13 protein-coding genes and 2 pseudogenes are annotated in these 12,623 nt (G+C 69.2%); 7 read left to right on the top strand and 8 right to left on the bottom strand.

Translation table 11 applies throughout. The features are described from left to right. Window positions 1-42 precede the first annotated feature (42 nt). Both JTE92_RS11070 and JTE92_RS11065 read left to right on the top strand, forming a co-directional pair. Window positions 43-420, top strand: coding sequence for a hypothetical protein (locus tag JTE92_RS11070; protein WP_063237419.1), 378 nt, complete (start codon window positions 43-45; stop codon window positions 418-420). A 189-nt stretch (window positions 421-609) separates the two neighbouring features. Then, window positions 610-1,752 (top strand): 3-deoxy-7-phosphoheptulonate synthase, encoded by a 1,143-nt coding sequence (locus tag JTE92_RS11065; protein WP_063237418.1) that lies wholly within the window; start codon window positions 610-612, stop codon window positions 1,750-1,752. A 15-nt stretch (window positions 1,753-1,767) separates the two neighbouring features. Here the strand turns inward: JTE92_RS11065 and JTE92_RS11060 are convergent, their stop codons facing one another. After that, entirely contained in the window at window positions 1,768-2,430 is a 663-nt protein-coding gene (locus tag JTE92_RS11060) for a DsbA family oxidoreductase (RefSeq protein ID WP_063237417.1), read from the bottom strand. Between the two features lie 117 nt (window positions 2,431-2,547). Further along, a complete protein-coding gene (locus tag JTE92_RS11055) occupies window positions 2,548-2,931 on the bottom strand; it encodes a hypothetical protein (protein ID WP_084254455.1) in 384 nt (127 codons plus the stop codon). Window positions 2,932-3,126: 195 nt separating this feature from the next. Between JTE92_RS11055 and JTE92_RS11050 the strand changes: the two genes are divergently transcribed. Next, window positions 3,127-3,528: a c-type cytochrome gene (locus tag JTE92_RS11050; protein WP_063237415.1), complete on the top strand. Its 402-nt coding sequence runs from the start codon at window positions 3,127-3,129 to the stop codon at window positions 3,526-3,528. A 24-nt stretch (window positions 3,529-3,552) separates the two neighbouring features. On the opposite strand, the gene soxR is transcribed toward JTE92_RS11050, so the two are convergent. Next, window positions 3,553-4,068: a redox-sensitive transcriptional activator SoxR gene (gene soxR / locus JTE92_RS11045; protein ID WP_063237572.1), complete on the bottom strand. Its 516-nt coding sequence runs from the start codon at window positions 4,066-4,068 to the stop codon at window positions 3,553-3,555. Between the two features lie 161 nt (window positions 4,069-4,229). Between soxR and JTE92_RS11040 the strand changes: the two genes are divergently transcribed. After that, window positions 4,230-4,658, top strand: a complete 429-nt coding sequence (locus JTE92_RS11040) for a RidA family protein (protein WP_063237571.1) — start codon at window positions 4,230-4,232, stop codon at window positions 4,656-4,658. Window positions 4,659-4,683: 25 nt separating this feature from the next. On the opposite strand, the gene JTE92_RS11035 is transcribed toward JTE92_RS11040, so the two are convergent. From JTE92_RS11035 to JTE92_RS11025, 3 genes and pseudogenes are all read right to left on the bottom strand, one after another. Next, complete coding sequence (locus tag JTE92_RS11035) at window positions 4,684-5,079, bottom strand: nuclear transport factor 2 family protein (RefSeq protein WP_063237414.1); 396 nt, start codon at window positions 5,077-5,079, stop codon at window positions 4,684-4,686. A 199-nt stretch (window positions 5,080-5,278) separates the two neighbouring features. After that, window positions 5,279-5,570, bottom strand: a pseudogene (locus JTE92_RS30400) (hypothetical protein); the annotation flags it as partial. An 83-nt stretch (window positions 5,571-5,653) separates the two neighbouring features. Beyond that, window positions 5,654-7,129 (bottom strand): amidase, encoded by a 1,476-nt coding sequence (locus tag JTE92_RS11025; protein ID WP_063237412.1) that lies wholly within the window; start codon window positions 7,127-7,129, stop codon window positions 5,654-5,656. A 144-nt stretch (window positions 7,130-7,273) separates the two neighbouring features. On the opposite strand from JTE92_RS11025, the pseudogene JTE92_RS11020 reads away from it, so the two are divergent. Continuing rightward, window positions 7,274-7,372 (top strand): annotated as a pseudogene (locus tag JTE92_RS11020) (LysR family transcriptional regulator); the annotation flags it as partial. Between the two features lie 101 nt (window positions 7,373-7,473). Here JTE92_RS11020 and xth read toward each other — a convergent pair. Together xth and JTE92_RS11010 are read right to left on the bottom strand one after the other, a co-directional pair. Continuing rightward, on the bottom strand, window positions 7,474-8,283 hold the full coding sequence (xth, locus tag JTE92_RS11015; protein WP_063237570.1) for an exodeoxyribonuclease III: 810 nt from the start codon (window positions 8,281-8,283) through the stop codon (window positions 7,474-7,476). Between the two features lie 99 nt (window positions 8,284-8,382). Beyond that, window positions 8,383-9,495 carry a BON domain-containing protein gene (locus tag JTE92_RS11010; protein WP_063237411.1) on the bottom strand — a complete coding sequence of 371 codons (1,113 nt, stop codon included), beginning with the start codon at window positions 9,493-9,495 and terminating at the stop codon, window positions 8,383-8,385. A gap of 399 nt (window positions 9,496-9,894) precedes the next feature. Here JTE92_RS11010 and JTE92_RS11005 point away from each other — a divergent pair, with 399 nt between their 5' ends. Next, a complete protein-coding gene (locus JTE92_RS11005; RefSeq protein ID WP_063237410.1) occupies window positions 9,895-10,596 on the top strand; it encodes a response regulator in 702 nt (233 codons plus the stop codon). A 44-nt stretch (window positions 10,597-10,640) separates the two neighbouring features. After that, window positions 10,641-12,515 (top strand): sensor histidine kinase, encoded by a 1,875-nt coding sequence (locus JTE92_RS11000; RefSeq protein WP_232353409.1) that lies wholly within the window; start codon window positions 10,641-10,643, stop codon window positions 12,513-12,515. Window positions 12,516-12,623 lie beyond the last annotated feature (108 nt).

Raw genomic sequence — 12,623 nt, 5'->3', positions numbered from 1 at the left:
TGGCAGCGACGCCCCCAAGTTGCTGCATCAATGGAGTATGCGATGAAGAAGCAGATCACAACCATCCTGATTGCCACCAGCCTTGGCGTGTCCGGCCTGGCGCTGGCCCACGGCGCGGGGCCCGCACAGTACGGCGGCATCGTGCAGGCGGCCAGCGACCTGCAGTTCGAACTGGTCAACAAGGATGGCGCGGTCACCATCTATGTTGACGACCATGACAGGAAATTGCCCGTGGCCGGTGCCAGCGGCAAGCTGACGGTGCTGACGGGTGCCAGGAAGACGGAAACCACGCTTGCGCCGGGCGCTGGAAACGCGCTCGTGGCGGCCGACAAGCTGTCGCTGCAGGCTGGCGCCAAGCTGGTTGCGACGATCCGGTTTGCCGATGGCAAGACCGTGACGGCGAGATTTGTGGCGAAGTGATTTGTGGCGAAGTGATTTGTGGCCAAGTGATTCGTGGCAAGTAACAGGTGCCGGCGGACCAGGGTGGCGAAGGCGGATCATATGTGCCCGTCAACACAGTTCAGGAGCAGGCCGGCCTTCCGCCTGCCTTGACGCCCTCGCCATTGGTGTAGCACCATCGTTCGCTAGCAAAACCCGCCTGACCTCGCCATGAACGACCCGCTCAAGCCTTCGTCCACCATCGCCAGTGAATGGCAGTCACCGCCGGACCGCACCAGCGTGACTGACGACGCGCATGTCGAAGACATCATCCCGCTGCCGCCGCCCGAACACCTGATCCGCTTTTTCCCGATCCGGAACACGGCGGTCGAGTCGCTGATCACGCAGACGCGCCAGCGCATCGCGCGTATCCAGCATGGCCAGGACGACCGGCTGCTGGTGATCATGGGGCCTTGCTCGATCCACGACCCGCAGGCGGCGCTCGAATATGCGCGGCTGTTGCTGGCGCAGCGGCAGCGCCATGCCGGCACGCTGGAGATCGTGATGCGGGTGTATTTCGAGAAGCCCCGGACCACGGTCGGCTGGAAAGGGCTGATCAATGATCCTTATCTGGACGAGAGCTACCGTATCGACGAAGGCTTGCGCATTGCGCGCAGCCTGCTGGTCGACATCAACCGCCTCGGCCTGCCGGCGGCGGGCGAGCTGCTGGACGTGATCTCGCCACAGTACATCGGCGACCTGATCTGCTGGGGCGCGATCGGCGCCCGCACCACGGAAAGCCAGGTGCATCGCGAGCTGGCTTCGGGTAGTTCAGCGCCGATCGGCTTCAAGAATGGCACCGACGGCAACATCAGGATTGCGATCGACGCGATCCAGGCGGCATCGCGTCCGCACCACTTCCTGGGCGTGCACAAGAACGGCCAGGTCGCGACGGTGCACACCAAGGGCAATCCGGATTGCCACGTCATCCTGCGCGGCGGCAAGGCCCCCAACTACGATGCGGATTCCGTGGCGGCGGCCTGCAGGGAGCTGCAGGCGGCGGGGCTGGGCGACGCGCTGATGGTGGATTTCAGTCACGCCAACAGCAGCAAGCAGCATCAGCGGCAGATCGATGTGGCGAGAGACGTGGCGCAGCAGGTCCGTCGCGGTAGCCGGTCGATCTTCGGGGTCATGGTCGAAAGCAATCTGGTGGCCGGCGCGCAGAAGTTCACCCCGGGGCAGCACAGCCCGTCCGCCCTGACATACGGGCAGAGCATTACCGATGCCTGCATCGGCTGGGACGATTCCCTGGCCATGCTGGAAATGCTCGCCGACGCGGTCGACGAACGCCGCGGCCTCAAGCGCAACACCTAGCCTGCGCGCCGTGCCTTAGCGCGGCGTTCCCGCCTGCTGCGCCTCGGCCACGATCTCGCGGATCGCCTGCTCGAAGGCCTCGGCCGGCTGCCCGCCCGTGACCAGGTAGCGGTTGTTGAAGATCACCGACGGCACCGACTGGATGCCCAGCTGCTGGTACTCGCGCTCTTCGGCGCGCACGTCGTCGGCATACTGGCCGCTTTCCAGCACCCGGCGCGCAGCGTCCGCATCCAGGCCAACCGACGCGGCAGCTTCAAGCAGTACGGCATGGTTGCTGGGATCCTTGCCGTGGGTATGGTAGGCACGCAGCAGCGCCAGCTTCAGCGGGACTTGCCTGCCTTCCAGGCCGGCCCAGTGCAGCAGCCGGTGCGCGTCGAACGTGTTGTAGACAAACGCGCGTTCGCCGAAGGTGAAGCCCACGCCGGCGCCGCGCTCGCGGATCATGGCCTGGGTTTCGGCGATCTGCGCGGGCGTGCGGCCATACTTCCTGCCGAGGTAGTCGACGATGGCCTGGCCTTCGGGGCCCATGTCGGGGTTCAGCTCGAACGGATGCAGCACGATCTCGGCGTCGACGCCGTCGCCCAGCCGCTGCAGCGCCAGCTGCAGCGAAGACAGGCCGATGGCGCACCAGGGGCAGGCGATGTCGGAGACGAAGTCGATTCTGAGGGATTGGGTCATGGCGATTTCCTGGCGGGCTCAAACGGGAGGATGGCCGACAGGGTAGCCTGACTTGCGGATCTTTGCTGGAAGGATGCTGTTGCTGCGGCCGGACCCGCAGGCCCGGCCGGCAGCACGTCAGTCCCAGTGGCGGCCAGGGCCGCGGTGATCGCCGTGGCCGTCATGACGATGGGCCCATTCGCGCCCGCGCCACTCGCGGCGAGCTTCACGGTATTCCGCGCGGTGATAGCCGGGACGATAGTCGGCCCGATAGTCGGGGCGATAGCGCACCGGCACCGGGGCTACCACCACCGGGCGCGCCGGGGCATAGGCGACCGGGGCAGGGGCATACACGACCGGCGCCGGCGCGTAGACCGGGGCCGGGCGGTACACCGGGGCAGGCTCGGCCACCACCACGGCGGGCGCGCCGATATTGATGCCGACGCTGACGCCGGCATGGGCCGCGGCGCTCGCCGCCAGCAATGCACCGCCTGCTACTGCCATTGCTAGGATTCGTTTCATGGCTGCCTCCCAAGGGGCGTTGGACATGGGCTCACTGTAGGGGCAGGGTCCGTAATATTGGGCGCTCGAAGTGTTGCAAGTGTGACGCGGTGTAACCTGCCCACTCACCTGCTGCCCACTCACCAGCCCACTCACCAGCCCACTCACCCGCGGGCCTGTATCATGCAGCCTCGCCGTTCGTTGCCCCGTGTTGCCATGCGCCGTACCGTCTTGCCCGCAGCTTCCGCCCTTGCCTTGTCCGCCCTCGCCGCGATGTTCATTGCATTCCCCGCCGTGGCGCGTGCCGAACCTGACCTGCAGGCCGGCAAGGCATTGTTTGCCACGCGCTGCGCGTCGTGCCACTACGTGGGCCGCAATGCGCGCGGCGCGTTCGGCCCGCAGCTGAACGGCATCTTCGGGCGGCAGGCGGGCACCACGACGGATTTTCAGTATTCGGACGCGATGCGCACATCCAGGGTGGTGTGGTCGCACGACACGTTGAGCGCGTTCCTGCGTTCCCCGGCCAAGGTTGTGCCAGGCACGAAGATGCGGTTCTGGGGCCTGGGCAACGACAAGCAGATCGAAGACCTGCTCGGCTACCTGCAGACCTTCCGTTAAGGCGTTCGTTTATCAGGCGTTCGCTTATTCCTGCTCGCCGGGGAAATGCGGCCCCGGCCCTTCTCCGGCCAGCGCATCCTGTGGGTTGCGCAGCGGGCACGCCTTCAGCGACAAACAGCCGCACCCGATGCAGCCGTCGAGCTGGTCGCGCAGCAGCGTCAGCGTGCGGATGCGTTCATCCAGGTCGTCGCGCCAGCTGGCCGACAGCCGGCGCCAGTCCGCCACCGTCGGCGCGCGCCCGTCGGGCAGCTTCTGCATCGCCGCAGCGATCACCGCCAGCGGCAGCCCCATGCGCTGCGCCACGCGGATCACCGCCAGCCGCCGCAGCACGGCGCGCGCATAGCGGCGCTGGTTGCCGCCGCTGCGCGTGCTGGCGATCAATCCGCGCGATTCATAGAAATGCAGCGCCGATACCGCGATGCCGGTGCGTTCGGCCACCTGGCCGACCGACAGCAGTTCCTCCGCGGGCCGTGGCCGGCGCCGGCGCGGCGCCTCGGCCGTGGCAGGCGTGGTGGAAACAGGTGGGGAAGTCCTGGGCATGGCTGGCAGGTGGGGCAGGTGGGGCAGGTGGGGCAGGTGGGGCAGGTGGCGGCGGCGGAATGCCCATGCTACCACCATGGCCGCGCTTGACCTTAACCTAACTTGAGGTTTGATACTTGCGGCTCCATTGTTCGCCTTCGCCTGACACAGAGTCGATGACCATGCTGACGCTTGCCCGCCCCAATGCTTCGCTGAACCTGATCAATCCCCCCGCGTTGTACGACCCGCGTCCCAACGGCTATTCGCACGTGGCGGTAGTGGAAGGGCCTGCCCGCATCGTCTACGTGGCCGGGCAGGGCGGCGAGGATGCCGCCGGCTGCCTGGCGGCGGATTTCCCGCGGCAGGTGGCGCGGGCCATGCAGAACCTGCGCATTGCGCTGCAGGCCGCGGGCGCCGACGTGGGCGATGTCGCCAAGCTCACGGTACTGGTGGTCGATCACTCGCACGACCGCCTGCGCACCTTCGGCGCCGCGCTGCGCGAGATGTGGGGCGACCGGCCGGCGCCGGCCTGCACGCTGATCCCGGTGCCGCGGCTGGCGCTCGACAACATGCTGTTCGAGATCGAGGCGACCGCGGTGCTGCCCGCCTGAGTCGCGCGGGCAGTTGCTGCGTACGTTACTGCTGCGGGCGCGGCGCCGCGCTGAAGGTCTTGTTGACGATCTTCCACGCGCCGTCGATCTGCAGCAGCGTCATGTAGTCGGTAAAGACCACGTCCGGATGCTCCAGCACGACCTTGGCCACGCCGGCATTGCCGACCACGTCGAACTGGGCGATGGCGCGCCGGCGCTGCGCTTCATCGGCCGGCGCATGGCCGGGGCAGCGCGCGGCGATAAAGTCTTCCACCGTCAGCGCATGCAGCTTGCCGTCGCGGAACGAGACGATGCGGGCGTCGGCATGGAAGGCGCGGCGCATCACCTCGGGGTTGCCAGTGGCGTGGCCCTGCAGGTAGTCCTCGATCGGGGCCAGCGCGGCGGTGTGGCGGGAAGTCAGGCCGGTTGCACTGTAGGTCATGGTCTCCTCCAAAACTGGGGCGGCGCGGGACGCACCCCGGCCGCTACATTGAAAGGGTTGATTGTATTCCAGTTTTGTATGCAAAAAAGACTGTCCCATCTATCTTTAATGCCGTTCAGTTAAGGTATCAATCACAACTGTCATTCCCGCGGCAGGCGGGAATCCAGCGTCTTGAAGCCCCCCGATGGGGGACAAAAAGTCACTGGGTTCCCGCCTGCGCGGGAACGACGGCGGTTAACTGAACGGCATTCACCCATCTATCTCCGCTGTAACCACGCTGCGATTTGCTCCCGCAGCCGCCTGCCTTCTCGACCCGCGCCCGCACCGCGGCGCCGTTGCCGTAGGCCGGCCAGTTCGACCATGCGCGCACGCGTGGCGGGCGCATTGGCGACTTCGGCCAGCGCCTTCTCCAGCTTCTGCTGCACCGGCGCGGGCAGCGCGGCCGGCGCCAGCAGCGCGAACCACGTGCCCATCTGGAAGCCGGGATAGCCGGGCCGCGTGGTGTCGAGGTGGTGTCGAGGGGTGTCGAGGTGGCGTCGAGGTGGTGTTGATGTGGTGTTCGTGTGCTGCCGTATCAGGCGGGCTGGTCCAGCCAGGGGCTGCGCACGCGCGAGAAGCCGCCCGCCTGGTCGTAGGCATGGCCCAGCTGCAGCACCGCCGCGTCGGCCTGCGCCGGCCCGATGATCTGGATGCCGGCAGGCAGCCCCTGCGGGCCGAAGCCGGCGGGCGCGGCCAGCGCCGGCAGCCCGGCCATGGTGGCAGGCACCACGGCCTGCATCCAGCGGTGGTAGGTGTCCATGTCGCGGCCGCCGACGGTGCGCGGCCAGTCCCATCCGGCGTCGAACGGGAACACCTGCGCCGCCGGCAGCACGAGGTAGTCGAAGCGCTCGAACAGCACGCGCAACGCCTGGTACCACGCGCTGCGCTCGCACAGGGCTTCATAGACGCGCGTGCCGGGCAGCGCCAGGCCGCGCTCGATTTCCCAGGCTGCCTCGGGCTTGAGCAATGCGCGCGTGGCCGGGTCGCGGTACAGCGCGGCGTTGGCGCCCGCCACCGAGAAGCTGCGCAGGTCGATCCAGGCATGCCACAGGCGCTCCAGCTCGAAATCCGGCAATGCGGTGTCGACGTCGCAGCCGAGCGCGCTGAAGTGGTCCAGCGCCCGCTCGCAGGTTTCGAGCACACCGGGCTCGGTGGGCAAATGGCCGCCCAGGTCGCCAAGCCAGCCCACCCGCACACCTTTCCAGTCGCGCGCGGGCGGCAGCGTGAAGGCGCCGGGCGCTTCGGCGCGGCGCGTCAGCGGCATGCGCGCATCGAAGCCGGCCTGCACCGACAGCAGCAGCGCCAGGTCGGGCACGTTGCGCGCCATCGGCCCGGCCACGCTGAACTGCTGGAAGAAGACCTCGTCGGCGGGCCCGTGCGGCACGCAGCCGACCGAGGTGCGCAGCCCATACACCTGGTTGAACGCCGCGGGCGTGCGCAGCGAGCCCATCATGTCCGATCCGTCCGCCACCGGCAGCATGTGCAGCGCCACGGCCACCGCGGCGCCGCCGGAGCTGCCGCCGGCCGAGCGCGCCGGGTCGAAGGCATTGCGGGTGGTGCCGTAGACGGGGTTGTAGGTATGGCCGCCCAGGCCGAACTCGGGCGAGTTGGTGCGGCCGATAAAGACCGAGCCCGCGGCGCGCATGCGCTCGAAGATTGCGGCATCGCTCTGGGTGACCTGCCCGGCAAAGATCGGCGAGCCCCTGGTGGTGACCATGCCCGCCGCCGGGCTGATGTCCTTGGGCGCTTGCGGAAAGCCGTGCAGCGGGCCGCGGCTGCTGCCGCGCGCCAGTTCGGCATCGAGTGCCTGCGCCTGGGCGCGCACCGCATCGCGGTCGACCGGGGCGACGATGGCGTTGACGCGCGGGTTGTGGCGGTCGACCTGGCCGAGGAACGCGTCCAGCACCTCCACGCAGGAGACCTCGCGGGCATGGATGGCGCACGACAGGGCGACGGCATCGAGTTCGGTGATCGGGTCGGTGGGAAGCGCGGTGGAAAGCCTATCTGCCATGGGTTCTCCCGGTGTCTCCTGTGGTGTCGGGAAAAAGCATACGGGCCGGGCCGGACTTTACGCAATCGATGATTTTTTCAAATATCCTTGCGTAAAACGCAAAGCGGCGAAGCGTTGCGCCGCCGCATTCCAGGGAGCCGCCCCATGCTGTCGCACCGCCTGCAGGACACTTCGCTGCGCTACTTCCTGGAGGTGGTGCGCAGCGGCTCGCTGACCGAGGCGGCGCAGCGCCTGAGCGTGACCGAACCCTGCCCGAGGGGGTGCGCGCCTTCCTGGGCTTCGCCCGGGAGCGCCTGACGGCGGAGATGGGCGCGGGGGCCTGAACCTGCGCTGGCGGCGCTGGCCTATGCCGCGCGCTTGCGCCGGGCGGCGGGCCGGTTCAGCACCACCCACGCCGGTGCATGGTCGCTGGGATGATCCTCGCCGCGGACCCAGGTGTCGACGCCCGCATCGCGCAGCCGCGGGGCCAGGTCGGCGCTCAGCAGCAGGTGGTCGATGCGCAGCCCGGAGTTGGTCTGCCAGTGCTGGCGGAAGTAGTCCCAGAAGGTGTAGATGCGTGCCTCGCCATAGTGCGCGCGCAACGCGTCGGTCCAGCCTTGCGCCAGCAGGCGCGCGTAGGCCTCGCGGCTTTCCGGCTGCAGCAGCGCGTCCTTGCGCCACGAGCGCGGGTTGTAGATGTCTTCGTCGGTGGGGACCACGTTGTAGTCGCCCGCCAGCACCACCGGATGGCCGCTGTCGAACAGCGTCTGCGCATGTTCGATCAGCCGCGCGAACCAGGCCAGCTTGTAGTCGAATTTGGGCCCGGGCTGCGGATTGCCATTGGGCAGGTACAGGCAGCCGACCAGGATCCCGTGCACGGCTGCCTCCAGGTAGCGGCTGTGGCTGTCGTCGGGATCGCCGGGCAGGCCACGGCGCACTTCCACCGGCTCGGTGCCGCGCGCCAGGATGGCAACGCCGTTCCATGACTTCTGGCCGTGCCAGATGGCGCCGTAGCCGGCTTCGCGCAGTTCGCGCGCGGGAAAGCCCTCGTCGGCGGTCTTCAGTTCCTGCAGGCAGGCCACGTCGGGTGCCTCGCGCTCCAGCCAGTGGCGCAGCGCGCCGATCCGGCTGCGGATGCCGTTGATGTTGAAGGTGGCGATCTTGAGGGCGGGCATGGGCACCTTGCGCGTCGGCAACGAGGCCGGCCGGCACAAGTGCCGGCCGGGACAGCTGCTGCGGGCACCGGCGCGTTGCCAGTGCGCTGGTGCAGCAGCTTAAGCGCGCCACGTGCTGCCGGTAGCCTCCGAGGTGCTCGTGCTCGTGCTGCTGCCAGAGCCTTCACGGCGCACCCGGATGTCGTTGTGGACTTCCTTCACGCCGTAGGTGCCGTCGGCCAGGTCCTCGATATAGTACTTCTGGCCGCGCTCGCGCACCGTGCCCGTCAGCGATACCACGCCATCGTTCACGTCGACGCTGACATCGCTGACGTCGACGCCGCGCGCATAGCTGAGCCGCTCGCAGATCTGGTCGCGGATGCGGTCGTCGCTGCGCTGGTAGCCGCGCGGGCCAGCCTTGCGCTCGTGCTCGCGCTGGTCGGTGCCGAACAGGTCGCCGACCGCTTCGCCGATGCGGCGGCCGAGGTTGTAGAGCACGCCGCGGTCTTCGCGGTCGTCGTCGCGATAGTCTTCCCTATCATCGGTTTCCCAGCCACGCTGCCGTGCCGCCTCGCGGCTGTAGCGCTGGCCGTACCGCGGCTCGTCCTCGCGCTGGTCGCGGTCCTCGGTCCAGTAGCGGGTGTCGCTGCGCAGGTCGCGGAAGTAGCTGTCGCGGTTGCGGGCGCGGGCCAGCTCATACGGGTCGCGCGCGCGTTCGGCGCTTTCGCGCCACTGGCCTTCGGCGTAGTCGTCATCGCGCTGCCAGGCTTGCGGATCGCGCCATTCGCCGGCGCGTTCCCAGCCATAGCCACCGTTCAGGCCGTAGCGCAGGCTGCTGCCGGCACGGCGGCGATAGCGCTCTTCGTCCTGATCGCGCTGGCTGCGCGCATCACGCTCATGCCGGCGCCCTTCATCGCCCTGGTCGCGCCGAGAACCCTGGAAGTCCTGCCGGGCGCGGCTGCCGTAATCGCTACCGTAATCGCTACCGTAACCGCTCCGGTAATCGCCGCGGCTGCCGTACTCACCCGGCGTCGGCCGCTGCAGATACCTGCCGGCGCCGTACTCGTCACTGTAGCTGCCGGCCTGGCGCGCCGGGCCCCCGTAGCTGGTCTGGCCCGGCGTCAGCTGCTGGCGACGGCGCTGCGTTTGCCAGGGATCGCGTTCGGATTCCGGTTGCCAGTCGTCGTCTTCCCACGCCTGGCGGCGTTGGCGTTCGTCGTAGTAGTAGCTCATGCTGTTTTCCTGATATGTGAATGGCGCCATACGCGGACGAGCACAACAATGTCCGCATTCCGGTGGCGGGTTATCAGGAGCGGCAAGATTCATACCGTGCGGCAGCCGCGCGGCTGCGGCCCGGGTGACGCCGCAGGCCGTGCAAGCCTTGCAGACCTTGTAAGGGATGCAGGGTGGGGAACCGGGAGAAATGCCGCGTTCTCCACAACGGGGCGGCGCCGCGGACCAGCGGACGAAAAGCGACACCCGCATGGATAGGCTGGTGCGGGCGGCCGCGGCGACGCTTGTGTTTACCCTGAAAACCAGCCCAAGCCACGCCCGCGACACCGGGGGATATGTCAGAATCCGCCGGCAACCCGTCGCGCCGACGCAACGGCAGGGCCCCGCAACCACACTGGCATGACAAGCACAACCAGAGTCCTGATCGTCGAGGATGACCCGGCCGCGCAGAGCCGCCTGGTGCAGGCCGTCGAGATGCATGCGCCCGCCAGCACCGTGGCCGGCTGCGCCGGCAGTGTCGCCGATGCCCTTGCCTGGCTGGCGCTGCACCAGCCCGACGTCCTGCTGTGCGACCTGGGCCTGCCGGACGGCAGCGGCATCGCCGTGATACGCCAGGCGCGCGAACGCTATCCCGAGTGCGAATGCATGGTGGTCACGGTGTTCGGCGACGACCAGCACGTGCTGGCCAGCATCGAAGCCGGCGCCATCGGCTACCTGCTCAAGGACGAGACCACCGACCGCATCGCCGCCTCGATCGGCGAACTGCGCGCCGGAGGCTCGCCGATGAGTCCGCTGATTGCGCGCCAGGTGGTCAACCGCCTGCGCGGCGAGCCCGCCGGGGCCGCTGGGTTGGCCGGGGCCGCCGAAGGCGCCGGACGCGGCAACGCCGCCCAGCGCGGCGTCACGCTGTCCGCGCGCGAAAGCGAGATCCTCGACCTGATCTCGCGCGGCTACACCTATGCCGAGACCGCGCGCTATGTCGGCCTGAGCGTGCATACCGTGCAATCGCACATCAAGAACATCTACGGCAAGCTGGCGGTGCGCTCGCGCGGCGAAGCCGTGTACGAGGCCGCCAAGCTCGGCCTGCTCAAGTCCCTGTAGCGTCCTGCGCCATGCCGCCAGCCTGGCTGCGACTCACCCGGACCGTGCTTGCCCTGCTTGCCGTGCTGCTGCCGCTGTCGTGGCTGGCGTCGCCGGCCCGTGGTACCGCGCCGGCGGCAAGCGACGGGCTGGTGGAGCTGGCGCAGGCCGTGCGCAGCGCCACGCTGCGCGACGGCACCGTGCTGCCGGCGCAGCCGCTGACGCTGCCCGACTACTGGGACCGCGCGCTGCCGGGCAAGTCCGGCACGGCGGTCTACGACCTGCGCTTCGACCGCGGCTGGCCGGCGGCGGCAGCGGCGGGGCTGTTCGTGCCGTGGGCGGGCGGCAGCTACGAGGTGCGCCTGAACGGTATCCTGGTGGCGGCCGGCGGCAGCCTGGCCGCGCCATCATCCGCACTGGCCAAGCGCCCGTACTATGTGCCGTTGCCGCCGGAGCTGGTGCGCGAGCACGGCAATACGCTGCGCATCACGGTGGCGGCGCGCGCGTTTTCGCGAGCCGGCCTGCTGCCGGTCACGGTGGGGCCGGCCGAGGCGGTGCGCGCGCGCTACCAGGACGCGTTCATGGTGCGCGTGGCCGGGCCCTTCATCGTTGCCGTGCTCAGCGCCGTGCTCGGCACCATCGCGCTGCTGATCTGGTGGCGCCAGCGCGATCCGCTGTTCGGCCTGTACGGCCTGGCGGAGATCGCCTGGAGCATCCGGCTGCTCGACTATTTCGTCGACGACCTGGCACTGCCGCCGGAGCTGCGCGGCTATATCGTCGCGGCCGCGCGCGAGGTCTTCCTCGGCGCCATCGCCAAGTTCTGCCTGCTGGTGATCCGCGTGCCCTGGCGCTGGCTGCACCGCACGCTCAACGCCTACCTGTGGCTCGCGCTGCCGGTGCTGGCGCCGCTGGCCGCGCTGTCGAGCCATCCGCTGGTGTTCCCGCTGAGCTGGCTGGCCAAGGTCGGCATCATCCTGACGGTGTCGGTCGCGCTGGTGTGGGCGGCGCTGCGGCATCCCAGCCGCGAGGCCAGGCTGCTGGCCGCCACCGTGGGCGTGTCGGCGGTGCTGTTCCTGGGCGACTGGCTGCGCGTGTGGCTGACCGGCGACTACTACTGGGTGCGCTCGATGACCCGCTATGTCTCGGTGCCGTTCAGCGTGGTCATGGCGTGGATGCTGGTGGAGCGCTATACCAGCGCGGTGCGCAGCCTGCAGCGCGCCAACCAGGTGCTGAGCGAGCGCGTGGCGCAGCGCGAGGCCGAGTTGCGCGCGGTGTTCGCACGTGCGCAGAAGATCGCCGCGGAGCAGACCGCGCTGCGCGAGCGCAGCCGCATCCTGCGCGACATGCACGACGGCCTCGGCAGCCAGCTGGTCACCACGCTGTCGATGCTGGAGTCGGGCCAGCCCAGCCGCGCGGAGATCGCCGGGCAGGTGCGGCATGCGCTGGACTCGCTCAAGCTCTCCATCGATGCCATGCAGGACACCGGCGGCGACCTCGCGGCGGTGCTGGGCAACCTGCGCTACCGGCTGGGGCCGCGCATCGAAGAGGCCGGCATCGCCATCCACTGGCAGGTCGAGCGGCTGCCGGTGCTGCCCCACTTCACCGCGCGCAAGGTGCAGGAACTGCAGTACCTGCTGCTCGAGGGCTTCACCAACGTGCTGCAGCACGCCGGCGCCGGCGCGATCACGCTGGCGGCGCATGCCGACCCGGTGGCGCAGGTGATCCGCGTCACGCTGGCCGATGACGGGCGCGGCTTCGACGTCGGCGCGACGCGTGGCGGGCGCGGGCTGCGCAACATGCAGGTGCGCGCGGCGGCGATCGGCGGGCGGCTGCAACTGCAATCGGTGCCGGGCCGGACGACGCTGACGATCGAGCTGCCGCTGGCGCCGCCGGCGGGGGAGGGCGGCGAGGAGGGGGAGGGGCTGGCACCCGCGGCCTAGCCGTGCCGCGGCGGCACGGTCCGGCGGGATCGCCGTTGCTTCGCGCGCAAGCACAATTTCCTCCCCCTGCGCGTGCATTTTGCCCCGAGGCAGGGCATTTCCTGCACC

It is taken from the genome of Cupriavidus oxalaticus (assembly GCF_016894385.1).
GTDB classification, from domain to species: domain Bacteria; phylum Pseudomonadota; class Gammaproteobacteria; order Burkholderiales; family Burkholderiaceae; genus Cupriavidus; species Cupriavidus oxalaticus.
The sequence above is the reverse complement of the archived record's forward strand: the minus strand, read 5'-3'. Positions and strand labels throughout refer to the sequence as shown.